General features: G+C 64.5%; 23 protein-coding genes. 5 read left to right on the forward strand and 18 right to left on the reverse strand.

Annotated features, from left to right (window positions below; all coding sequences use genetic code 11):
* Positions 1–14: 14 nt before the first annotated feature.
* From A8B82_RS14270 to ruvC, 8 genes are all read right to left on the reverse strand, one after another.
* Positions 15–1,184, reverse strand: a complete 1,170-nt coding sequence (locus tag A8B82_RS14270) for an energy transducer TonB (RefSeq protein WP_067293646.1) — start codon at positions 1,182–1,184, stop codon at positions 15–17.
* Between the two features lie 3 nt (positions 1,185–1,187).
* The gene (gene tolR / locus A8B82_RS14275) at positions 1,188–1,658 is read right to left on the reverse strand and encodes a protein TolR (protein WP_067293648.1); all 471 of its coding nucleotides are present in this window, start codon (positions 1,656–1,658) and stop codon (positions 1,188–1,190) included.
* A 2-nt stretch (positions 1,659–1,660) separates the two neighbouring features.
* Positions 1,661–2,356, reverse strand: a complete 696-nt coding sequence (gene tolQ / locus A8B82_RS14280) for a protein TolQ (RefSeq protein ID WP_067293651.1) — start codon at positions 2,354–2,356, stop codon at positions 1,661–1,663.
* Positions 2,357–2,474: 118 nt separating this feature from the next.
* Positions 2,475–2,873 carry a YbgC/FadM family acyl-CoA thioesterase gene (locus A8B82_RS14285; protein WP_067293654.1) on the reverse strand — a complete coding sequence of 133 codons (399 nt, stop codon included), beginning with the start codon at positions 2,871–2,873 and terminating at the stop codon, positions 2,475–2,477.
* Positions 2,870–3,493, reverse strand: coding sequence for a hypothetical protein (locus tag A8B82_RS14290; RefSeq protein WP_067293657.1), 624 nt, complete (start codon positions 3,491–3,493; stop codon positions 2,870–2,872). The genes A8B82_RS14285 and A8B82_RS14290 overlap by 4 nt, the downstream gene beginning before the upstream one ends.
* Positions 3,494–3,528: 35 nt before the next feature.
* Positions 3,529–4,548 (reverse strand): Holliday junction branch migration DNA helicase RuvB, encoded by a 1,020-nt coding sequence (gene ruvB, locus A8B82_RS14295; RefSeq protein WP_067293660.1) that lies wholly within the window; start codon positions 4,546–4,548, stop codon positions 3,529–3,531.
* Positions 4,549–4,598: 50 nt separating this feature from the next.
* Positions 4,599–5,261, reverse strand: a complete 663-nt coding sequence (gene ruvA, locus A8B82_RS14300; RefSeq protein WP_067293663.1) for a Holliday junction branch migration protein RuvA — start codon at positions 5,259–5,261, stop codon at positions 4,599–4,601.
* Positions 5,258–5,764, reverse strand: a complete 507-nt coding sequence (gene ruvC, locus A8B82_RS14305) for a crossover junction endodeoxyribonuclease RuvC (RefSeq protein ID WP_067293770.1) — start codon at positions 5,762–5,764, stop codon at positions 5,258–5,260. The genes ruvA and ruvC overlap by 4 nt, the downstream gene beginning before the upstream one ends.
* 331 nt (positions 5,765–6,095) lie before the next feature.
* On the opposite strand from ruvC, the gene A8B82_RS14310 reads away from it, so the two are divergent.
* The gene (locus A8B82_RS14310; RefSeq protein ID WP_067293666.1) at positions 6,096–6,314 is read left to right on the forward strand and encodes a DUF1127 domain-containing protein; all 219 of its coding nucleotides are present in this window, start codon (positions 6,096–6,098) and stop codon (positions 6,312–6,314) included.
* Positions 6,315–6,482: 168 nt separating this feature from the next.
* Here A8B82_RS14310 and A8B82_RS14315 read toward each other — a convergent pair whose 3' ends face one another.
* The 6 genes from A8B82_RS14315 to A8B82_RS14340 form a co-directional block, all read right to left on the reverse strand.
* Positions 6,483–6,827: a hypothetical protein gene (locus tag A8B82_RS14315; RefSeq protein ID WP_067293669.1), complete on the reverse strand. Its 345-nt coding sequence runs from the start codon at positions 6,825–6,827 to the stop codon at positions 6,483–6,485.
* 109 nt (positions 6,828–6,936) lie between these two features.
* Entirely contained in the window at positions 6,937–7,809 is an 873-nt protein-coding gene (locus A8B82_RS14320; RefSeq protein ID WP_067293672.1) for a 50S ribosomal protein L11 methyltransferase, read from the reverse strand.
* Positions 7,809–9,203: an MATE family efflux transporter gene (locus A8B82_RS14325; protein ID WP_235604702.1), complete on the reverse strand. Its 1,395-nt coding sequence runs from the start codon at positions 9,201–9,203 to the stop codon at positions 7,809–7,811. Before A8B82_RS14325 ends, A8B82_RS14320 begins: the two co-directional genes overlap by 1 nt.
* Positions 9,203–10,435 carry an MFS transporter gene (locus tag A8B82_RS14330; RefSeq protein WP_067293675.1) on the reverse strand — a complete coding sequence of 411 codons (1,233 nt, stop codon included), beginning with the start codon at positions 10,433–10,435 and terminating at the stop codon, positions 9,203–9,205. The genes A8B82_RS14325 and A8B82_RS14330 overlap by 1 nt, the downstream gene beginning before the upstream one ends.
* Before the next feature lie 218 nt (positions 10,436–10,653).
* Positions 10,654–10,842, reverse strand: a complete 189-nt coding sequence (locus A8B82_RS14335) for a hypothetical protein (protein ID WP_067293679.1) — start codon at positions 10,840–10,842, stop codon at positions 10,654–10,656.
* A gap of 128 nt (positions 10,843–10,970) precedes the next feature.
* Positions 10,971–13,166 carry a primosomal protein N' gene (locus A8B82_RS14340; RefSeq protein ID WP_067293683.1) on the reverse strand — a complete coding sequence of 732 codons (2,196 nt, stop codon included), beginning with the start codon at positions 13,164–13,166 and terminating at the stop codon, positions 10,971–10,973.
* A 118-nt stretch (positions 13,167–13,284) separates the two neighbouring features.
* Here A8B82_RS14340 and fsa point away from each other — a divergent pair, with 118 nt between their 5' ends.
* From fsa to A8B82_RS14355, 3 genes are all read left to right on the forward strand, one after another.
* Entirely contained in the window at positions 13,285–13,938 is a 654-nt protein-coding gene (gene fsa / locus A8B82_RS14345; protein WP_067293686.1) for a fructose-6-phosphate aldolase, read from the forward strand.
* A 155-nt stretch (positions 13,939–14,093) separates the two neighbouring features.
* Complete coding sequence (locus A8B82_RS14350; RefSeq protein ID WP_067293689.1) at positions 14,094–14,801, forward strand: DUF484 family protein; 708 nt, start codon at positions 14,094–14,096, stop codon at positions 14,799–14,801.
* Positions 14,798–15,748, forward strand: coding sequence for a tyrosine recombinase XerC (locus tag A8B82_RS14355; RefSeq protein ID WP_235604703.1), 951 nt, complete (start codon positions 14,798–14,800; stop codon positions 15,746–15,748). Before A8B82_RS14350 ends, A8B82_RS14355 begins: the two co-directional genes overlap by 4 nt.
* A 240-nt stretch (positions 15,749–15,988) precedes the next feature.
* Here the strand turns inward: A8B82_RS14355 and meaB are convergent, their stop codons facing one another.
* On the reverse strand, positions 15,989–16,960 hold the full coding sequence (gene meaB / locus A8B82_RS14360; protein ID WP_067293692.1) for a methylmalonyl Co-A mutase-associated GTPase MeaB: 972 nt from the start codon (positions 16,958–16,960) through the stop codon (positions 15,989–15,991).
* 79 nt (positions 16,961–17,039) lie between these two features.
* On the opposite strand from meaB, the gene hrpB reads away from it, so the two are divergent.
* On the forward strand, positions 17,040–19,448 hold the full coding sequence (gene hrpB, locus A8B82_RS14365) for an ATP-dependent helicase HrpB (RefSeq protein WP_067293695.1): 2,409 nt from the start codon (positions 17,040–17,042) through the stop codon (positions 19,446–19,448).
* Positions 19,449–19,586: 138 nt separating this feature from the next.
* Here hrpB and A8B82_RS14370 read toward each other — a convergent pair whose 3' ends face one another.
* Genes A8B82_RS14370 through A8B82_RS14380 form a run of 3 tightly spaced genes read right to left on the reverse strand, consistent with a single transcriptional unit; the run spans position 19,587 to position 22,695 of the window.
* A complete protein-coding gene (locus A8B82_RS14370) occupies positions 19,587–20,078 on the reverse strand; it encodes a hypothetical protein (protein ID WP_138069769.1) in 492 nt (163 codons plus the stop codon).
* Entirely contained in the window at positions 20,075–21,718 is a 1,644-nt protein-coding gene (locus tag A8B82_RS14375) for a hypothetical protein (protein ID WP_067293699.1), read from the reverse strand. The genes A8B82_RS14370 and A8B82_RS14375 overlap by 4 nt, the downstream gene beginning before the upstream one ends.
* Positions 21,715–22,695 (reverse strand): membrane dipeptidase, encoded by a 981-nt coding sequence (locus A8B82_RS14380; RefSeq protein WP_067293702.1) that lies wholly within the window; start codon positions 22,693–22,695, stop codon positions 21,715–21,717. The genes A8B82_RS14375 and A8B82_RS14380 overlap by 4 nt, the downstream gene beginning before the upstream one ends.
* Between the last annotated feature and the right edge of the window lie 19 nt (positions 22,696–22,714).

Raw genomic sequence — 22,714 nt, forward strand, 5'->3', positions numbered from 1 at the left:
AGACACTTGTTCCATCATTTTACCCGCATCTTTTCGGGGTTGAAGGTCATTTCAATCTCCTGCCACTGGCTATATTTCTCCGCAGGCAGTTGATAGCCCTTCGATCCGCACAGGATGATCGCGCGGCGTGCCGCCTCGAACGCCTGTTTGGCAGCGGCAGATGATCCCCCCTCACTGCCGATCATCTGGATCGACCCGATGATGGGGGTGCCGTCCTGCGCCATGTTAACCGCGACAACCACAGTTGTGCGCAGCGCCTCGGAAGACAGCGATCCCACGTTCCAGCAGTTGGATACGGCAACCCGCAGGCTTTCCTTTTCACCCGCCGACAGCGGCGGACCGCTGGGTGCGGCAGCAGGCGCGGGTGTGTCGGCCTGTGCGCCTTCGGTCGCGTCCTGCGCGGCTTCCAATGCGGCCATGATGTCGTCGTTGTTCACCGCAGGATCGGCCTGCGGGGCCTCAGCCGCGGGCTGCGGAGTCGGTTCCGGTGCGGTCTGTGGCGCTTCGGCGGCCTGCACCGGCGGCGCGGCAGGGCGTCGGCCCGGTGGGCGCGGCGATGCGGCCGGTGCCTTGGTCGCCTCGGTCACGATCTCGGTTGTTGCTTCTTCTGGGGCGGTGGCCTCCTGGGTTTCCTGCGGGGTATCGCCGGTTTCGTCCTGGGTGACGGCTTCCTGCTCGACCGGATCGGGCGTTGCCTCCGGCTCGGGCTGTGCGACGGGTTCGGGGGCGACCCGTTCCACCGGGCGGGGCGCAGCCTGGGGGGCAATCTCGGGCACAAGCACCGCCTGATCGCCAACGGGTTCGTCCAATACCGGCGGGGTATCCGTCACCTCTGTCTGCGGCGGCAAAGCCAGCTCCGTCACGTCGGGCGGGGCGTCATCGGCGGGCGGATCGGCCTGCACCGGCGCGGGCTGCTCTATCTGCGTGTCCGGCTCTGCCGTGACCTCCGGCTGATCCGGAGTCACTTCGGGTGCTGCGGGCTGTGCCACCTCGGTCGCCGTGTCGGGCGATTGCTGCCCCGCAACCAGCGCATCGAAATCCGTGCTTGAAATCACCGACACCTCGGTCATCTCGAATGGCGGCGGCTCGGAGGTGAAAATATTACCCAGCAGCAGCCAGCCGATCACTGTCAGGTGGCCGGCACCCGAGACATAATGCCCGATATGAAGATCGTTGCGGCGCAAGCGTCACTCTGACCCCGGACTGTCCAGCGCCGGACCGCCGATGTCGGTCACCAGCCCGATGTTGGAAAAACCGCCCGCGTTCAGCGCGCCCATAACCTCCATCACCTGCGCATAAGGCACTTTGCCATCGGCACGCAGATAGACCCGGTCGCTGGCGCGTTCCGCCGCAATCCCGCGCAGGCGGGTCACAAGTTGATCGCGCGCCACTTCGGTGGTCTGGATCTGCACCGCGCCATCGGCACTGACGGTGACCGTCAGCGGCTCTTCCTGCTCTGCCGGCAGGGCACCGGCGGCAGTTTTCGGCAGTTCCACCGGCACGCCAACCGTCAGCAACGGGGCCGCCACCATGAAGATGATCAGCAGGACCAGCATCACGTCCACAAAAGGGGTCACGTTGATCTCGGACATCGGTTGGGCGCGCCCGCGCCGCCGTCCGCGTCCGCCGCCCTGTTTCTTGATCGCTCCCGCGCCCATGCTCAGCTGTCCAGCTGTCGTGACAGGATGGTGGCGAATTCGTCGGAAAACGCCTCATGCGCGCCAATGATACGCTCAGAATCCGCGTTGAGCTTGTTGTAGAAAATCACCGCCGGGATGGCCGCCAGCAGGCCCAGGCCCGTGGCCAGCAGCGCCTCTGCAATGCCGGGGGCAACAACTGCCAGGTTGGTATTCTGCTGGGCTGCAATCTCGACAAAGGCGTTCATGATACCGATCACGGTGCCAAACAGACCAATGAAGGGCGCGGATGACCCAACCGTCGCCAGCACGGTCAGCCCGCCTTGCAGACGCTCGGCCTCCTTTGCGATGGCCACATCCATCGACCGGTCGATGCGCGCCGTGGCACCGGGGATCAACCCGCCATCGTCGCGATGCGAGCGTTGCCATTCAGTCATGCCTGCGGCGAATATCTTTTCCGCAGGTCCAGTGGGGTCCGGGCCGATCTGGTCGAAAAGTGCGTCCAGCGGCTCCCCTGACCAGAACGCCTGATCGAATGCCTTCTGTTCCGAGCGCGCAACGCGATACTGCAACAACTTCTGCACGATGATCGACCACGACCAGAAGGAGGCAATGATCAGGATGATCATCACCAGTTTGACCCCCAGCGTCGCCCGCGCGAAAAGTCCCCACACGGAGAAATCAATCTCCTGCGCCAATGCCAGCGTTTCTGCTTCCATTATTCCTGCTCTTGTTGTGACGCCGCGTCGCGGCTGCGTGCCTCTGCGGCCCTGTTTTCCAAGGCGCTATTTGGCGCAAACCTATCCCAGTGCAAGCGGGAATGCCAGAACATTGGCGTCAACCCGCCGCATCCTTGGGCAGTGAGCGGAGTTTTGCTGGCAATCTGGTGGGTTTGCCACCGGTTGTCATGCAGACGGCTGTGACCACGGCGCGAAAGATGACCTTGCCCTCACGGCAGACATCCTGATGGAAAACCCAGCGCGTCGCCCCCTTGGCGAAATGCGTGCTGCGCACCTCCAGCCGGTCGCCGAAACCGGCCGTGCCCAGATAATCGGCCTCGACCCGCGTGACGACAAATACGATGCCCTGCGCCCGCATCTCGCGCTGATCCAGGCCGAACTCTTCAACAATATCGGACCGCGCCCGTTCAATGTAACGCAGGTAATTGGCGTAATAGACGATCCCCGCCATATCGGTGTCTTCATAAAAGATGCGGACCGGAAAGACATGGGTCATTGCAGGACTCCGACACGTGCAGCCAGCCGCAAAGCATGGGCCGGGTCCTGGGCCGCAACCGGCAGCACCGGATCATATGCCGCCCGCAGCACCCCCGCCACATCCGGTTGCAGCACCGTCGTCTCGCCCGCCACGGCCAGCGGCGACCGGTCCTGGAACGCGCGGTCCGACCACAGCAACATGGACTGGACGATCTGGCTCAATGCCAGCGTATGCGCGGGAACCGCACTCAGATCTGCATCCATCCGCAGAAAGACAAAACAGGCCTTGATCGCGCCGCGCTTGTCAAAGCGAAAGAACCGGTACTGGTTCGCCCCTGCCGCCTCCAGCCGGGCCACCAGTGGCGCGAGGTCCGGCATCAGCCGGTCCATGCCCGGCACCGCCACCAGTTCCGACCAGTCGCGGAAGAAGAACATCATCAGATTGCTGCCCAGCTCCGCGTCCATCTCGCCCATCTCATGTCCGGCCAGACCGCAGACCGCCTCGACCGCCCCCTTGACCACCGACAGCGTGGCATCATCGACGCCAAAGACCACCGGGCAGACCGGCCGCCCCCAACGCGCAAAGGCAAAACTCCCGTCCCCACGGGTAAACAGCGCCTCGACCTGTTCAGCATCCATGTTTCATTGTTCCCAAAATACACATCACCGACAGCTCAGCCAAACAGATCGTTCTGCCCCTTGGGCGGTGCCATCCCCAGATGCGCCCAGGCCTTCGCGGCCAGCATCCGCCCGCGCGGGGTACGCTGGATCAATCCCTGCTGCAACAGGAAGGGCTCGATTACCTCCTCCAAAGCATCGCGGCTCTCCGACAGGGCCGCCGACAGCGTCTCGATCCCCACCGGGCCGCCCTGATAATTCTCCGCGATCAGGGTCAGATAACGCCGGTCGGCCCCGTCCAGCCCCAGATGGTCCACGCCCAGCCGCGTCAGGGCCATGTCGGCCAGCGCCCTGGTGACCCTGCCATCGCCCTCCACAAGCGCAAAGTCCACGACCCGCCGCAAGAGCCGTCCGGCGATCCTGGGGGTCCCCCGCGCGCGGCGGGCTATCTCGCGGGCGCCATGCTCGTCTGCGGGCGCGCCGAGCTTTCGGGCGTTGCGGTCGACGATGATGAAAAGCTCGTCTTCGCTGTAGAATTCCAGCCGCGTCGGAATGCCGAAACGATCCCGCAGCGGGGTGGTCAGCAACCCCATCCGGGTGGTGGCGCCCACCAGCGTGAAAGGCTGCAGCTCGATCCGCACGGTGCGCGCCGCAGGCCCCTCGCCGATCACGAGGTCCAGCTCGAAATCCTCCAGCGCCGGGTAAAGCACCTCCTCCACCGCCGGATTGAGCCGGTGGATCTCGTCGATGAACAAGACATCGCGCGCCTCAAGGTTGGTCAGGATCGCCGCAAGGTCCCCCGCCTTTGCCAGCACCGGGCCGGAGGTCATGCGGAACCCGACACCCAACTCGCGCGCCATGATCTGCGCCAAGGTCGTCTTGCCCAGACCCGGAGGCCCGTGAAACAACGTATGATCCATCGCCTCGCCCCGCTGACGCGCGGACTGGATGAACACCCGCAGGTTCGCCCGCGCCTCAGCCTGGCCGACGAATTCGTCCAGCATCTGAGGCCGCAAGGCGCGGTCGAAATCCTCGGGCAGCGGGTCGGGCCGCACTGTGGGGTCAATTTCGGTCATCTGTCATCCGCGCCATCTTCGGCCCATCGAGAGGGCTGTTGAACGGCACCCTACCCCTTCGGTGCCAGCAGTTTCAACGCCGCGCGGATCAGGGCGGGCGTGTCGGCATCGGGCGCGTCGCCCGCCGCCTGCGCCACGGCACCGGCGGCATCGCCGGGGCCATAGCCCAGATTGCCCAGCGCCGACAAAGCGTCGGCCTGGGCCGAGGTGGCGGCAGGTGCGGCGCGTGCCGGGCGGGTGACCGGGGCTTCAAGCACCTCTGCGCCCGCATCGCCATGAGCCTCTGCCAGCGAGCCGCTCATTGCCATGACACCGGGGGCCTTGTCCTTGAGGTCCAGCACCACGCGCTGCGCAATCTTGGGGCCAACACCCTTGGCCGCCTTGACCGCGTTCCAGTCGCCCAGCGCGATCGCCCGGCTGACGCCATCGGGCCCCAAAGCGCCCAGAATGGCCAGCGATGCCTTGGCCCCGACCCCCTGCACCGAGGTCAGCAGGCGATGCCATTCCTTTTCCACCAGGGTCTGGAACCCGAAAAGCTGCATCAGGTCCTCGCGCACCACCAGATCGGTATAAAGCGCCACGACCTCTCCCACACCGGGCAGGGCGGCAAGAGTGCGGTCCGAGCAATAGACCAGATAGCCCACGCCGCGCACGTCGATCAAAAGGTGATCCGCCGCGCGGTAGTCGATGCGCCCTGTAATCTTGCCGATCATGCGCTGGCCCGCGCAACAGCCGCCGCCAGCCCGGAGGCCCCGCCGTGATGGGCATGACAAATTGCAATGGCCAGCGCATCAGCCGCGTCCGGGCCGGCGATCTCGATCCCCGGCAGTTGCATCCGCACCATATGGCCCACCTGGCCCTTGTCCGCATGGCCCACGCCGACAACCGTCTTCTTGACCGTGTTGGGTGCATATTCACCAACGCACATCCCCGCCTGCGCCGGCACCAGCATCGCAATGCCCCGCGCCTGCCCCAGCTTCAGCGTGCCGGCCCCGTCCTTGTTTACAAAAGTCTGCTCCACCGCCGCAGCCTGAGGGCGGTAGGTCGCGAAAATCCGCGTCAATTGCGCGTGCAGGGACAGCAACCGCTGCCCCAAATCATCGCCTTGTGACACGATCACACCGTTGGCCACATGGGAAAGCCGTGGTCCGGCCACGTCGATCACCCCCCAACCAAGGTTGCGCAGCCCCGGATCAATGCCGATTACCCGTATCATCCTGTCCGATTTCGCCTCTTTGTTGTTTTTTTGATGCACTAGCACGAAAGGCGAACATTCACCAAGTTCTTTCGCGCGAGGTCTGACTGCGACATCCCGCGCGTCGCTTTTGAGCCACGGCGCCTGTTTACGCCGCAGGAGCGCCCGTCAGCGACATGATCTGCGTGTCTCTTTCCGTTAATATTCAGAGTTTTACGGCGAAAAACCACCTATGCAATAGCCGCAGAACACACATGCATTTCTGGCGATTGTGCAGCGTTTCAATTCCGCCTATCTGCGCAGCACACCGCCGGGAAAACCGGCATAACTCTTTTGTAAAAGGACGGCTCCAATGGCAGCTATTGACACCACCCGCACCGCATACGGCTCCATCATCGCCGTTTCTCGTTTCTTCTCCGGTCTGAACGCACTGGCCGCAGCACTGGTCGCATGGAACGACGCCCGCGCAACGCGCCGGGCCCTGTCCTCGCTGACCGACCGCGAACTTGACGATATCGGCCTGGTCCGTGGCGACATCGACATGGTGGCACAGTCCAACCTGATCCGCTGATCGCGTCGCGGCGGGAAACTCCCGCCGCTTCACCGCTCACCACGCCTAGACAAAAAACCGCGTTCTCCAACACTGGGGAACGCGGTTTTTCTTTGCCGGACTGCGGATCGTCGGAGGAAGACGGGTGCAGCCGCCCGTCAAGGGGCAACTGCGCTGACCAGGCCCTGGTCAGCGCAGGACCGGACCGGTCATGCTGGCAAGCGATTCAGTCACGGGATCAATCGCCAGAACTTTCGCCCCGGCCTGTTCGAAAACCGTGCCGCTCTCAAGTTTCGCGAGGCGATCATTATAGGTCACCGGACCTACAGCCGCGACCATGAAGACCTTGAGGCCAAGAAAGCCAAGCGCAAACATGACCAGAAGCTTGAAGGGAAATCCCCGGCGGCGGCGTTTCGGTGTCACGGTGATCAGCCCATCGCGGCCAACCTTGGTGGAATAGCCATGCGTCATCCGCGCGTGCTTTTTCCCCAGGTTCGAAAGGCGGGCAACAAAGTGGTCGTGTGTCTCAACCATGTCTTATTTCTCTCAACATCGGCCCCCACCGCTGTTGAAATCAGAATTAGACAATGAATGTGGCAAATTCTGGGCAAGTGCCTCAAATGTACCTTAAAACCCCATCAATCTAGGTGTTTCTTTGCAGTGTGAGTGTCGTCCAGTCGACAATGCTCTCGCGGTCGACCAGATTGATGCCAGACCGTGCATAAACACCGATCACCTCATCGGCCTGTTCGTTCAGAATCCCCGAGAGAATCGCATATCCGCCCGGTTGCAGGGAATCAGCCAGATCGGGGGCCAGCGCGATCAGCGGACCCTTTAGTATGTTGGCAAAGATCAGGTCAAAAGGGGCCGCGCCTTCGAGGTCGGGATGGCCAAAGCCCGCCGCCTCGACACAGTTCACCCGGCCGGTCAGCCCATTTGCCGCCACATTCGCCTTTGCGACGTCCACGGCGACCTCGTCAATGTCGCTGGCCAGCACATTTTGCGGCCAGATGCGCGCCGCGGCCATGGCCAGTACCGCAGTGCCGCAGCCGATATCGACCACGTTTGCGCCCTCAAAGCCGCCCGTAGCCAGCCGGTCCAGCGCCCGCAGACATCCCAGCGTGGTGCCGTGGTGCCCGGTGCCAAAGGCCATCGCCGCCTCGATCAGCAGCGGCTCGACCCCTTCCGGCACCTTGTCCGCATCATGGCTGCCATAGACAAAGAAACGCCCGGCCTCCACCGGTGCCAATTCGCGGCGCACATGGGCGACCCAGTCGGTCTCCGGCAGTTCGGACACCACGAAGGGCTTTGCGCCCAGGGCGGCGGCCAGCACGGCCAGGCTTGCCTCGTCCGGCGCCTCTTCGAAATAACCGCCGACCTCCCAGAGCCCGGAGCCGTCTTCCATCTCGAACACGCCGATGCCGGTGGGTTCGGGGGTCATCCCCTCCATCGCCTCGCCCAGCTTATAGGCGGGCACGCGGCCTTCAAGGGTGGTCAATGCGGTAAAGGTGGGCATCAGCGTCTCCGGTATCTGTCAAGGTTCGGGTAGGGCTGCGGCGCGCTGGGGTCAAGGGGCGCGCCCACAGGGTCACGCAGACCCCTGACATAGAACCAGCCCCAGAGTGCTGCCCCGATCCCGACGACCGCCCCCGCCAGCGCCTGACCATAGATCACGCCCTGCGCGCCAAAGAAGGCGGCCAGCCCCGCAGCGGCAGGCCAGCTCAGCAACCCGTCCTTGATCCAGTTCACCAGCGTGGAGCGCCCGGCACGCCCGAGATTGTTGAATGCCGCGTTCGACACAAAGAGCGCCCCGATGAAAACGAAGCCCCCCACACCGACAAAGGTGAAGGACCGCAGAACATCCGCGCCCAGACCGCTCAGCCCGAAAAGCGCGATCAAATGGGGTGTCGCCATGATCAGCAGCCCCCAGGCCAGCAGAGTGTAGATGCCGCAGAACAGCAGTGCGTCGCGGTAGGTGCTGCGCACCCGGCTCATCCGGCCCGCGCCGTAGTTCTGCCCGAAAATACCGCCGATGGCCCCCGACAGGGCAAAGACGCCGCCAAAAACCACAACTGTCAGCCGTCCGATCACCGCCCAGGCCGCCATCGCGTCATCGCCGAACTGCGCCATGACGATGGTCAGGAAATAATTGCCCGCTGGCGTGGACATCTGGGTGGCGACCGCCGGGATCGCCACGGCGGCGAAAGGGCCCGCGATATTGCGCAAGGTGCGCAGCCGGGGCCGCTCCAGCAGGCCCATCTGGACGACGGCGTAATATATCGCCAGCCCCAGCAACGAAAAGCGGAATAGCACCAGCCCGATCGCGGCCCCGTCCAGCCCCCAGCCCAGATAGAAGATCAGGATCGGGTCGATGATCAGCAGCACAAAGCCGGAAAACAGCGTGACATACATCGCCTTGGCCCCATAGCCATGGGCCCGCAAGGCACCGGAACAGGCCAGCGCCGCCGACATCGGGATCAGTGAGGGGATCGTGATCGCCAGGTAGCGCGACGCGAGGCGCGCGGTCTCGCCGGTGGCACCGGCCAGTGCGATCAGCTCCTGCCGGAAGCCGACGATCACCGCGACCACCAGCGCCAGGATCGCAGCGGCAATCACCGTGCCCGCCGCCGCCTGCCTGCGCGCCTGCGCATGGGCACCCTGCCCGATGCTGCGCGAAATCACTGCCGTGGTGGCAATCATCAGCCCAACCGCGATGGACACCGAAAAGAACTGCACCGCATAGGCAAATCCGATGGCCGCCACCAGACGCGCATTACCAAGTTGCGAAATCCACAGCAGGTTGGCCGCATCCACCACAAAGACAAAGGTGATCCCCATGGCCCCGGTCGCCGTCATCCGGACCACATGGCCCATGGTGCCACCGGTCAGGAAACGGCCCTGCTCGGCCATCACTCGGCCGCCTGCGGCACCGCGCTGGCAAAGATCGTCTCGTTCCCCGGTGCCGGATGGCGGGGGATCAGCATGGCAAGGCTCAGCGATACGCCTGCCATACCCGCGGCCAGAAAGAACACCGCCGCAGGCGACACCAGCCACAACAATCCCAGCAGCACCGGCAGAAACACCGCCGCAATGTGATTGATGGTAAAGGCAACAGCCGCCGTCGGCGCAATATCTGCCGGGTCCGCGATCTTCTGAAAATAGGTCTTCAGCGCCAGCGCCAGCCCGAAAAAGATGTGATCCAGCACATAAAGCACTGCCGCCACCACCACGCCCCAACCGAGGTAATAGACACCGCCATAACTGAGAAAGACGATGATCAGGCCGATGTATTCAAACCCCAGCGTGCGGCGTTCTCCGAAATACCCCACCGCGCGGCCCATCAGCGGGGCCAGCACCATGTTGGCGACAAGGTTCACCAGATAAAGCGTGGTGATCTGGTGCACCTCGTAGCCGAACCGTTCCACCATCATGAAACCGGCAAAAACCACAAAGATTTGCCGCCGTGCGCCCGCCATGAACTGCAAGGCGTAATAAAGCCAATACCGACGGCGCAGCACCATCTTCTTGACCTGCGGCGTCGGGGCCTCGAACTGCGGATAGGCTATCATGGCAAAGACCGCGATCAACAGCGTCACCCCGCCACCAGCCAGGTAGACGGCGTTGTAATTCAGGTCCAGCGTCTCCCACAGCGCCATGATCGCCAGATAGGCCACCAGCGTCGCAAACGACCCCGCCGCCAGCAGCCAGCCCAACATGCGCGGCGCATCCTCGATCTTCAGCCATTGCAATTGCAGCGACTGGTTCACCGTCTCGTAGTAATGAAACCCGATTGAGGACAACATGGTGATGGTCAGGATGCCGCCCATGGAGGGAAACCAGGCCGTCACCGCCGTGGCAGCACCCAGCAGGGCCAGCGAGACCAATCCCAGCACCTGTTCGCGTACAAAGATGATGATCGCGATGACGCCCACCGCCAGGAAGCCCGGAATCTCGCGCACCGTGTGCAGCAGCCCGATGTCCGACCCGTCGAAATCCGCAACCTCGATGACAAAATTGTTCAGCAATGCCGACCAGGTGTTGAAGGCAATGGGCATTGCCAGCGCCATCAGGAACAACAGGGCCACGGGCCGCCGCCAGAAGGGCTGATGCTTTGCATCTTCAAGGGTCACAAACTGCGTCATGCCCGCTCCAATACGCCCGCATCCCGTCAATGACGAGGCTAAAAACGCACATCTGCCCTTCCCGAATGCACCGCTCTGCATTCTTTTTGGCTACAAATATCTCTGCACGACGTTTCCCCACAGGCTCCCTCGCCAGTCCGGAAACCTCCAGAATACGGGACGGCGGGCGGGGCGGCTTGCGCGCAGCGCAACAGCGCCGCGCGCAAGTCGTATTTCCGTCAGAGCGGCGTCTGCGCCGGGATGGGCCCGGAATTGCCGTACCAGACCGGCCCGCCGCGCGCGGCCTCGGTGCCCTGGATGCCCCAGACCAGCACTGCGGCAAAAACCGCGCCGATCAGCAAGGCAACCGGTGCGGTCATGCGGACATGCAGCCGCGAAGATTTGAGAATTTGATCCTGAAGTGACATGGCGAACTCCTGCGCTGTGTCAGGCATAGATAGGGACCGGCAAGACATCATGGAAATGAATGTTTATGCGAAGCCACTTCACGAAATTTGATGTATTGCCGCACGGGACGGGCATCACCCCGATCCGGTCAATAGAAACTCTGCGGATCAATATCGACGGCAAGGCGCAACTCGCCTTTCAGCTTCACCTGCGCCACCCATTGCGCAAGCGCCTCCTGCAGGGGGGCGGATTTCTCTGCCTTGACCAGCAGCCTGACGCGATGCCGCCCGCGCACCCGTGCGATGGGTGCCGGTGCCGGGCCAAAGACCTGCGCGCCGATCCGCCGCAACGGCGCGTCGCGCTGTGCCAGCAGATTGCCTGCATCAAAGACCTGCGCCACGTCCGGCCCGGACAGGATGATCCCTGCCATCCTGCCATAGGGCGGCACCCCGGCCTGGTGACGCTCCTTCGCCTCGGCAGACCAGAAGGCCTCTTCATCGCCCGCCAGGATCGCCCGGATCACCGGATGATCCGGCTGATAGGTCTGCAAAAGCGCAGCACCCGGCGCCTCCGCCCGGCCGGCCCGGCCCGCGACCTGGCGCATCAACTGGAATGTCCGCTCTGCGGCCCGCAGGTCCGACCCCATCAGCCCCAGATCCGCGTCGATCACGCCAACCAGGGTGAGATTGGGAAAATTATGCCCTTTGGCCACCAGTTGCGTGCCGATGATGATGTCCGCCGCCCCCGCCGCGATGCCCGCGATCTCGGCTTTGAGCGCGCGCGCCGATCCGTACATGTCCGACGACAAAACCGCCACCCGCGCATCGGGCCAAAGCGCCGCCGCCTCCTCGCCCAGCCTTTCGACGCCCGGTCCCACCGGGGCCAGCCGGTCCACTGCCTCGCAAGAGGGGCAGACCTCGGGCATGGGTTTGCTTTCGCCGCACTGGTGGCAGATCAGACGCTTGAGAAACCGGTGTTCCACCATGCGCGCATCGCAATGGTCACAGCCGATCTGATGCCCGCAGGCCCGGCACAGTGTGACGGGCGCATAGCCACGGCGATTGATGAACAACATCGCCTGTTCGCCCTTCTCCAGCCGCTTGTTCACTTCGGCCTGCAAGGTCGGCGACACCCAGCGGTCGGACCGCAACCCTTCGTCGCGCATGTCGATTGCGCCCATCTGCGGCATCACCGCAGGTCCGAAACGCGATGTCAGGTCAAGCCGCCGGTATTTGCCCGCTTCCACATTCGCCCAGGTCTCAAGCGAGGGCGTGGCACTGGCCAGCACCACCTGCGCGCCGCAGATGGAGGCCCGCAGGACCGCCATGTCGCGTGCGTGGTACAGCACGCCGTCCTCCTGCTTGTAGGAGGTGTCGTGTTCCTCATCCACAACGATCAGCCCGAGGCTCTGAAACGGCAGGAACAGGGCGGAGCGTGCCCCGATCACCAGCTGCGCCTGCCCCTGCCCCACCATGCGCCAGATGCGGCGGCGTTCGGTCATCGTGGCCCCGGAATGCCATTCGGCGGGCTTCGCGCCAAAGCGTTCCTCGACCCGGTGCAGGAATTGCTCTGTCAGGGCGATCTCGGGCAGCAGCACCAGCGCCTGCCGCCCCGCGCGCAGTGTGGCGGCAACGGCTTCGAGATAGACTTCCGTCTTGCCCGACCCGGTAACACCGCGCAGCAGGGTGGTGCCATAACTCTGGCTGCGCACCGCTTCTGCCAGAACCTCTGCGCCTGCCGCCTGATCGTCGGTCAACGCCTTGCCCGGCAGCTCCGGGTCCAATCTGGGGAAGGGCAAGTCGCGGGGGCTGTCCTCTTCGGCCACGGCCCCCTGGCCCACAAGCCCCTTGACCACAGAGGGGGTCACACCGGCCTGTTCGGCCAGTTCCTTGAGGGTAAAGGAAAGATCACCATACTCCTGCAAGGTGGCCAGCACGCGGCGGCGGGCGTCGGTCATCCGCTCGGGCTCAGACAAGCCGCGCCGGTAGACCCTGCGCATCGACGGCGGGTCGCCCAGGCCCGGCGCACGGGTTGCAAGACGCAGCATCGCGGGCATCGGCGTCAGCGTATAGGCGGCAGCCCGCGCAAGGAAACTGCGCATCTCCTCGCGCATCGGAGCCGCGTCCAGGACCCGGATCACAGCGCGGATCTTTGACAGGTCATAGTCGCCCTGCCCTGCCCCCCAGACCACGCCCAGCACCTTGCGCGGCCCCAGCGGCACCTCGACAAATGCCCCCCGGTGGCAGCCGCCCTCGGGCGCGCGGTAATCCAGCGCCCGGCCCAAAGGCTGGGTCGTCAGCACCGACACCAGGTCGCCCTGATCGAAGAATTCCGGACCGTCCACGAATGCCCCACCTTGGAAATTCACAATTGAAGGCTTTCAGCATCGCAGATCATACGATAAAGCCAAGGCGACAGAGATAACCGTTAGCGCCACCATTCCAAGCGATAAGGACACCGAGATGAAATTTTTCGTAGACACCGCAGAGATTGACGCAATCGCCGAGCTGAACGAACTGGGCATGGTAGACGGCGTGACCACGAACCCCTCCCTGATCCTTAAATCAGGCCGCGACATCATCGAGGTCACCCGCGAGATCTGCGCGCTGGTCACCGGCCCGGTCAGCGCCGAAGTGGTCGCCCTCGATGCGGACACCATGATCGCCGAGGGCCGCAAGCTGGCCGAGATCGCGGACAACATCACCATCAAGCTGCCGCTGACATGGGACGGGCTGAAAGCCTGCAAGATCCTGTCCGGCGAGGGCCGGATGGTCAATGTCACGCTGTGCTTCTCTGCCAATCAGGCGCTGCTGGCGGCCAAGGCCGGTGCGACCTTCATCTCGCCCTTCATCGGGCGGCTGGATGACATCCACATCGACGGCATGGACCTGATCCACGACATCCGCACGATCTATGACAACTACGGGTTCGAAACAAACATCCTCGCCGCCTCGATCCGGTCCGTGAACCATGTGCACGAATGCGCGCTGGCCGGTGCCGATGTGATGACGGCACCACCCGAGGTGATCAAGAAGCTGGCAATCCACCCGCTGACCGACAAGGGGCTTGAGCAGTTCACCAAGGATTGGGAAAAGACCGGCCAGAAAATCCTCTGATCCGGGTCCGGGGCGGCATGCCCGCCCCGCGCCCCAGGCTCGGTCTCAGGGGCACAATTTCGCAACGCCACGGGATTTTACCCCGGCAAGGCGAAAAAGGGGCGGCAATTGCCCGCCACCGGTGCTATACCGGAGCAAATCAAGCAGAGACTGATATGAGCAGCAGCCCCAAGATTGACGACGCCCTGCGCGAGGCGATCATTTCGCAACCCGATGTGATACTCGACGATACCGATGTGATGCAGGCGCTGATCGCTGCCAATGAAAAGGCGATGGGCGGCAATATCGTCGATCTGCGCGGCATCGCGATGGAAAGGCTGGAAACACGGCTGGACCGGCTGGAGGACACCCACCGCAGCGTGATCGCCGCCGCCTATGAGAACCTTGCCGGGACCAACCAGATCCACCGTGCCATCCTGCGGATGCTCGATCCGGTCGAATTCGAACCTTTCCTGCGCGATCTGGGCGGCGAAGTGGCCGATATCCTGCGCGTCGATGCGGTAAAGCTGGTTCTTGAATCGGTGCAGAACGACAGCGACCCGGCGGTGCAGCGGCTGGGTGATGTGCTGAGCGTGGCGGAACCCGGCTTTATCGACAGCTACCTGACCCAGGGCCGCGGCGGCGCCCCCCGCCAGGTGACCCTGCGCGGCGTGCAGGACGGCGCGCATCAGATTTATGGCGAGAAATCCGACTGGATCCGGTCCGAGGCCTGCCTGAAGCTGGATTTTGGCGCGGGCCGCCTGCCCGGTCTGCTGGTGCTGGGCGCAGAGGACCCGCATATGTTCGGCCCCCAGCAGGGCACCGACCTGCTGACCTTCTTTACCGGTGTATTCGAGCGCGCGATGCGCCGCTGGCTGTCTTGAGGCGCGGCGACACAGCAGCACAGACCGGGCTGATCAGCCCTGCCGCGCGCGATGCGCTGGCCACTTGGCTGGACCAGCAGCGCGCGTTGAAAGGGGCGGCGGAGAATACGCTGACTGCCTATCAGGGCGATGTTGCGGACTTCCTGGCCTTCATGACCGCCCATAAGGCAGAGCCGCAGGGGCTGGGCGCGCTGGCAAAGATCACCATATCGGACATGCGCGCCTGGATGGCCCGCACGCGCGGCCCCGGTGTCGGCCCCCGGTCCATGGCGCGCAAACTGTCGGCAGTGAAGGCCTTTTACCGCTGGCTGGCGGAACGCGAAGGGTTTGAACCCACGGCGGTCCTGGCCACCCGCGCCCCGAAATTTTCAAAGAAACTGCCCCGCCCGCTGGCGGTGGATGCCGCCCGCGCGATGATCGACTTCGTCGAGCTGCAATCGCGCCACCCCTGGGTCGCAACCCGCGATGTGGCGGTGCTGACCTTGCTGTGGGGCTGCGGGCTGCGGATTTCCGAGGCGCTTGGCCTGAGGGGCGCGGATGCGCCACTGCCCGAGACGCTGCGCATTTCCGGCAAGGGCGGCAAGGAACGTGTCGTCCCGGTGCTGCCCGCCGCCCGCGAGGCGGTCGCGGCCTATCTGCGCGCCTGCCCCTTCCCGCAGGAAGCTGATGGCCCGCTGTTTCGTGCTGTGCGCGGCGGGCCCTTGGGGCCACGCGCGATTTCGCAGGTGATGGCGGATGCGCGGATGCAGCTTGGGCTGCCTGCAACCGCGACGCCCCATGCAATGCGCCACAGCTTTGCCACCCATCTGCTGGACGCGGGCGGCGATCTGCGCGCGATCCAGGAATTGCTGGGCCATGCGTCACTTTCCACCACCCAGGCCTATACGGCGGTCGACACGGCGCGGTTGATGGACGTCTACAACCGCGCGCATCCCAAGGCGGGGTGAGCCTGCGTTTTCTTTAAAGAAAACGGACCAGCGTTTTCGAAAACGCTGCCGACTCGTGCATTTTTCTGAAGATCTGCCCCCAACCCCGGTTTCTTTAAAGAAACCGAGCCGGAATTTTCGCAAAATCCGAAGTATTTCAACTTATTCTCTGCGAAAAGGATGCCGGACAGATGCAAAGCCCAGGCAACCGATTTCTTTAAAGAAATCGGACCGGAATTTTCGAAAATTCCGGCGCTGTGGCTACTTCCGCAACCCGTCAACAAAATCCTGAGCGGCGGCTGAAGGGTCCTGCTCCCCGGCGGCAACGGCGTCGCTCAACGCGGTGAGCCGGGCTTTTGTCCCGGCTTCGGACAATTGCGCCAACAAGCGCTGCTTCACGTCTTCGAGAAACCAGTAACGCGCCTGTGCGGCGCGGGTGCGGTCCCAGAACCCGTTTTCGCGCCGCCAGTCCGCCAGGTCCTCCAGCGCCCGCCACGCCTTGTCCAGCCCGTTTTCCTCCAGCGCCGAAACGGTCATCGCACAGGGATACCCCGCCGGGTCCTGCGGGCGTTTGCGCAGCAGCCGCAGAGCACCTGCATAATCAGCGCAGGTGCGGGTGGCAGTCGCCTTCAAGTCACCATCGGCCTTGTTGATCAGGATCACATCCGCCATTTCCATGATGCCGCGTTTGACGCCCTGCAATTCATCCCCCCCCGCCGGGGCCAGCAGCAAAACGAAGAGATCGGACATCTCGGCCACCACGGTTTCGGACTGGCCCACACCCACAGTTTCGATCAGCACCACGTCAAAGCCCGCCGCCTCGCACAGGCGCACGGCCTCGCGGCTGCGCCGCGCCACGCCCCCCAGGTGGGTCTGGCTGGGCGAGGGCCGGATGAAGGCATTGGGATCGCGGCTGAGCTGGTCCATCCGGGTCTTGTCGCCAAGGATCGACCCGCCGGATCGGGAGGAGGACGGATCGACCGCCAGCACCGCCACCCGCTTGCCCATGCCGGTCAGCATCATGCCGAAGCTTTCTATAAAGGTGGATTTTCCCACACCCGGCGTGCCGGACAACCCGATGCGCAAGGCCTGGCCGTCCTGCGGCAAGGCGGCCAGCAATTCAGCCGCCTGTGCCCGGTGATCAGCGCGGCCCGATTCCACCAGCGTGATGGCACGCGCCAGCGCGCGGCGCTCCTGTGCGCGGATGCGGCTGGCAAGGTCATTGATATCCATGGCGCATCTTTTGCGGGACAGCGCAAAAATGTCCAGCCCCGGCCCTTGGCGCGCCGCATGGTTTGCCGGATAAGACGATATGTCCTTTACCCTGCCAATCGACGCGGTCCTGCCGCAGGTCATCACCGCCCTGCGGGAAAGTGGCCGCGTGGTGTTGCAGGCCCCGCCCGGCGCGGGCAAGACCACGCGCGTCCCGCTGGCGATGCTCGACGCCGCGCTGACAAAGGGCAAGATCGTGATGCTGGAGCCGCGCCGCCTTGCCGCGCGGGCCGCCGCCGAACGCATGGCCGCCACGCTGGGCGAGGAGGTGGGCCAGATCGTAGGCTACCGCGTGCGCGGTGCCTCGGCCATCGGCAAGACCACCCGCATCGAGGTGGTGACCGAAGGCATTCTGACCCGGATGCTACAGGCAGACCCGGACCTGCCGGGCGTGGGTGCCGTGATCTTTGACGAATTCCACGAACGCTCGCTTAATGCGGATCTTGGGCTGGCGCTCTGTCTGGAGGTGGCCGAAGCCCTGCGGGACGACCTGCTGCTGGTGGCGATGTCCGCCACACTGGACGCGGCCCCGGTGGCCGACCTGATGGCAGCGCCCATCGTCACCTCCGAAGGGCGCAGCTTTCCGGTCACCCCGCAGTGGCTGGACAAACCCGTGGGCAACAAACGCCTCGAACAGGCGGTGGCGGATCTTGTGCTGCACGCAATGGCCGAGGCGGAAGGATCGGTGCTGGTGTTCCTGCCCGGTGAGGGCGAGATCCGCAAGGTCGAGGCGATCTTGCGCAATCAGCTGCCCAAGGGGTGCACCATCGCCCCGCTGTTCGGCGCGATGGACTTCAAGGCCCAGCGCGCCGCCATCGCCCCCGCAGCATCGGGCCGCAAGGTGGTGCTTGCCACCTCCATCGCGGAAACCTCCCTGACCATCGAGGGCATCACGATTGTCGTGGATGCGGGCCGGGCACGCCGGGCGCGGTTCGACCCGGCCTCCGGCATGTCGCGGCTGATCACCGAGAAAGTCACCCGCGCCGAGGCCACCCAGCGCGCGGGCCGTGCCGGCCGGATGGCCCCCGGCGTGGCCTACAAGCTTTGGACAAAGGGGGAGGACGGCGCGCTTGCCGCCTATCCGCCCGCAGAAATCGAGGCCGGAGACCTGACAGGGTTCACCCTGGAACTGGCGCTTTGGGGTGGTCAGGCCGAAGACATGCGTTTTGTCACGCCCCCGCATGAGGGCCGTCTGGCTGAGGCGCGGCGCGTCCTGCAGATGCTGGAAGCGCTGGACACGCAGGGCAGGATCACCGCCCACGGGCGGGCGCTGGCGCGCCTGCCGCTGCACCCGCGCCTTGCGCATATGGTGGCACGGGGCGGCGCGCGGGCACCGATGCTTGCGGCCCTGCTGGCGGAGCGTGACCCGCTGCGCGGTGCCGGGGTGGACCTGATGCTGCGCATTCAGGCGATCGAACGCGGCAACCCGCAGGCCCATGCGGCGACCCTGGCGCGCATCCGGCAAGAGGCTAAACGCCTTGCCAGGGGGCAGGTGGCGCAGGGCCCCGAAGATGTCGCGATACTGGCGGCGCTGGCCTACCCCGACCGCGTGGGCCTGCGCAGGCCGGGCGACGCGCCGCGCTATGTGTTGTCAGGCGGCAAGGGGGCCATCCTGCCGCAGGGCGACGCAATGGCCCCGGCGCGGCTGATTGTCGCCACCGATCTGGACGGTGATCCCCGCGAGGCCCGCATCCGACAGGCCGCGCGGCTGGAAGAGGCCGATCTGCGCACGGTATTTGAGGGGCAGATCGCATGGAAAGACGTCTGTATCTGGTCGCGGCGGGATAACCGGGTGCTGACCCGTCAGCAGGAAACATTCGGTGCATTGGTCCTGCAAGACCGCAACTGGACCGACGCGCCAGACGATCAGGTGGCATTGGCGATGCTGGACGGTGTGCGGCAGTTGGGCCTGCTGCCCGGTGCCTCTGCCCAGCGGTTCCTTGCCCGTGCGCGGCTGATGCCCGCGCCCTTCCCCGATTTTTCCGACGCGCACCTGATGGCAACTCTGGAGGGTTGGCTGCTGCCGCATCTGGGAGGTCTGCGCAGCGCCGGGGACTGGAAGGGGTTCGATCTGCTGCCTGCCCTTCGGGCACGCCTTGACTGGGACCAGCAGCAGGCGCTGGACGTTGCTGCGCCTGCACATTTCGAAACCCCGCTGGGCCGCCGCATTGCCATCGACTACAGCGGTGCGCAGCCCGCAATTGCACTGCGCCTGCAAGAGGTTTTCGGCGTCACGCGACACCCCATGGTCGCGGGGCAACCGGTGCAGATGACCTTGCTCTCCCCGGCTCAGCGTCCGGTTCAGGTCACTACCGATCTACCGGGGTTCTGGACCTCGTCCTATGCGGATGTACGCAAGGATATGCGGGGGCAATACCCCAAGCATCCCTGGCCGGAGGACCCCACCCAGGCGGACCCGACGTTGCGCGCCAAGCCGCGCACAAAATAAAGCAGCGCGCCAAGCCGCGCACGAAGTGATAGAAAAGCGCCAAGCCGCGCAAGCAAAATGAGATCTGTACCCGCAGCCCTGCTTCTGAGGGGTCTTACCTCAAGCCCCCAAGTATTCTTGGCAAAAAGAACCCGGGGGTCAGTCGTTGTCGGTGAGGCCCGCTCCTGCACCGGCAATGCGGGAGGCTTCGCTTTCAGGGACGAGGATGCGCGCGGCCAGGTGGTTGAGAAAAGTGAACAGGTCTTCCGACATTGTGATCCGGGCAATTGCCGGTCCGGGCGATGGAGATTTGCGGGCGACGGTGATTTGCATCTGCTGCCCCCCGGGGTGCAGCGTGGTGAAGAAAGGCTGCGCCTCGGCGTAGCTTTGCACCAGTTCCGTGGCCACATCCGGAGGCAACGGAGTATCGCTGCAGTCTTCGGTCAGAATACCAATAAAGACCAAAGGCAGGGTCAGGATCGGCCCCTGCGGAAAGGCCTCAAGCGCGGCTGTCAGATCATCCTCCGACCGGGCGGCGGCAAGGTGGAACATGGCCGCGCGGCCGAACATGGCCGCTTGTGCCGGTGGCGCCCCCGCACCGCGTGTGGCCCTGGCGGCAAGGGCCATCACCTCATTGACGGAGAGCTTCATGCGGCAAAAACCGGCAGCCACCAATCGTCCGCGCCCGGCCCCAGTTCGTCGGCCAATGGCGCGCCCTGACACAGGGTGATCCGGGTCCAGCGGTCCGACTTCGGGTCGAACTTGGCCGCGCCAAAGAACGCCAGCTTGCAGCGCAGCATGTCGATGGGCAGGCAGGTTTCGGCAATCAGATTGTCGCGGATTTCACCATAAGGGTAGCGCGCGGCCATCGCCACACGCCCTGCCGCCAAGGCGTGATCGGGATGGCAGGTCAGGAAGGCGGCCAGCGGCGCATTGTCCCCCTTGAGGTCCCGGTAGAGCGCCTTGACCCGGCGACCGATGTCCAGCGGGGTTTCCAGTTCGGCACCCTCCTCGGAAAAGCGCAGGCCAAGGCGCGGTTCCTGCTTGGCGGCGGATACGTACCAGAACTGGCCGCATCCCTCTGGCGTGGCGTAGTCGGGTGTCAGCGCCCATTTGAAATCACGCGCGATGAGCGTGCCAAGCTGATCCGTGTCCGGGACCGGCGCACAAAGCGGGCCAAAGGGATCGCCCATGTTTTCGGCCAGATCATCAACCAGGTCGCCGAATGGTTCGATGATCAGCGCGGCCATCAATTCCTGTACATCCAGGCTCGCCGCGTCGACCCGGCGCATGGCGGCATCAAGGGGGCGCGGGCCGGACAGGTCCAATGCCCTGCGCGCTGCGTCCCAATCGCCCCGCAGCGTGACGATGCGGGACTGATGCACCGGATCAGGCACCTCCCATTCGCGCAGATGGGCAGCAGCGCGGGCGGCAAGAATCCGCAGGCGGTCCTGTTGCGCAGGGGCCAGCCGTGGCAGCGCACGCACACGGGCCAGCGCCGTTTCGCGGGCCTGCACCCAGTTGTTCAAGAGCACCGGATGGCTGACCAGAAAAGGGGCCATGCCCAGCCCGGTCGCATTGCCGATACCAAGGTGACGTTTCAGCGCCCGGTCAAGCTTGCCGCCCCCGACATGCTCGGCCAGATCATGGGTGAAGTGACGGATCAGCCAGACGGTCAGCATTTCGGCGGCAAAGGGCCCTTCCAGCCCTGGCCGGTCCGCAATCAGGTGACGGTCGGCAATGCCGAACTTGCCGTTGCCGTAAACCGCAGTCGTGCGCATCAGGTAGCCGACATCGCGGATCAAGTCCGCATCCGGCTGCCGACCTTCGCGCAGAGCCTGCGTGACATGTGCGAACAGCCGCACGGATTTGTTTGCGCGGCTCAGGATCAGGTCGCGCTCGGTAAACCGCGCTGCCTCCTGCCTGGGTGCGCTGGCAATGATGCGCTCAATCTCCGCCGCTTCGGGGATGCCGTCGTACAGCACATAGGCGCTGTCCCAGGCGGTGGCGATCACCCGGTCGGTGCGCTGATCGGCTGGCAGATCGGTGGAGACGGCAACCAGCGCATAGTCATGGCCACCCAGGCGCAGGGTATAGACGGCATGGCCAAAACCGCCTGCGTCCATCTGCCAGACGGGTCGGGCGACGGTGACCTTTTCGGCGGCAAGGCGGCGGATCAGACTGCGCAGGAAACTCAGCCGCGTGGGAAACATCGACCCCATGCGCGCCAGCCGCATCACCTTATCCGGCGGGCGCAGCGCGGCCTGCGGTGGCGGCGCGGCGTCCCTCATGACGGGCCAAAGCCCTGTTCGTAGAACCTTTGCCAATTTCCGCCCATGATGCCGTCGACCTCGGCCACGCTCAGCCCTGTCGCGGTCAGGCCCCGGCGGATGTTGCCGAAATCGCGGTTGTCGTTGAACCAATCGGGCATTGGCGGAAAACCCGGCCGGCCAGCCGACCCTTCCCCGTAATCCATCGCCTTGGTCCAGCGGCCCACGCGCATCCATGCGACGACGCTGTCGGGCTGGTTCTGGCACAGGTCCGTCCCGATGCCGAGGTTCTGCGCACCATAGCGCGCGGCGGCTTCTGCGATCATCTGGCAAAAGCTGTCGAGCGTGCAGTCGGAGCCTTGGTCCAGATGATGCGGATAGATCGAAAAGCCCAGCATCCCCCCTGCGCCGGTCAGTGCCTTCAGCACCTTATCTGACTTGTTGCGCAGGGCAGGATGCCACCAATGCGGGTTGGCATGGGTGATGGCGATGGGGCGGGTGGAATGTTCTATCGCCTCAAGCGTGGAGCGTTCGGCGGAATGGGACATGTCGACCACCATGCCGACGCGGTTCATTTCCGCAACGACAGCGCGGCCCATCCGGGTGAGGCCTGTGTCGTTGTCCTCGTAACAGCCCGTCGCCAGCAGGGACTGGTTGTTATAGGTCAACTGCATGAAGCGGATGCCCAACTGGTGGCAGATCTCAACCAAGCCGATGTCATCCTCAATCGGACTGGGGTTCTGGAAACCAAAGAATATTGCCGTGCGCCCGGTTTCCTGTGCGCGCGTCACATCCGCTGCGGTCGTGCCTTTGAAGATCAGGTCGGAATGATCCTCGAACCAGCGGTTCCAGCGTTCGAGGTTCAGCACCATTTCGCGAAAGCTCTCGTGGTAGGCGATGGTCACATGGACCGCATCCACCCCGCCCGCGCGCATCTGCTCAAAGATGGCGGGCGAGAAATTCGCATATTGCAGATTGTCGATCAGCGGGGCCTTCATGCGGGCAGCATGGATCGGC

Origin of the sequence: Sulfitobacter sp. EhC04, from assembly GCF_001650875.1 — a bacterium.
GTDB lineage: Bacteria > Pseudomonadota > Alphaproteobacteria > Rhodobacterales > Rhodobacteraceae > Sulfitobacter.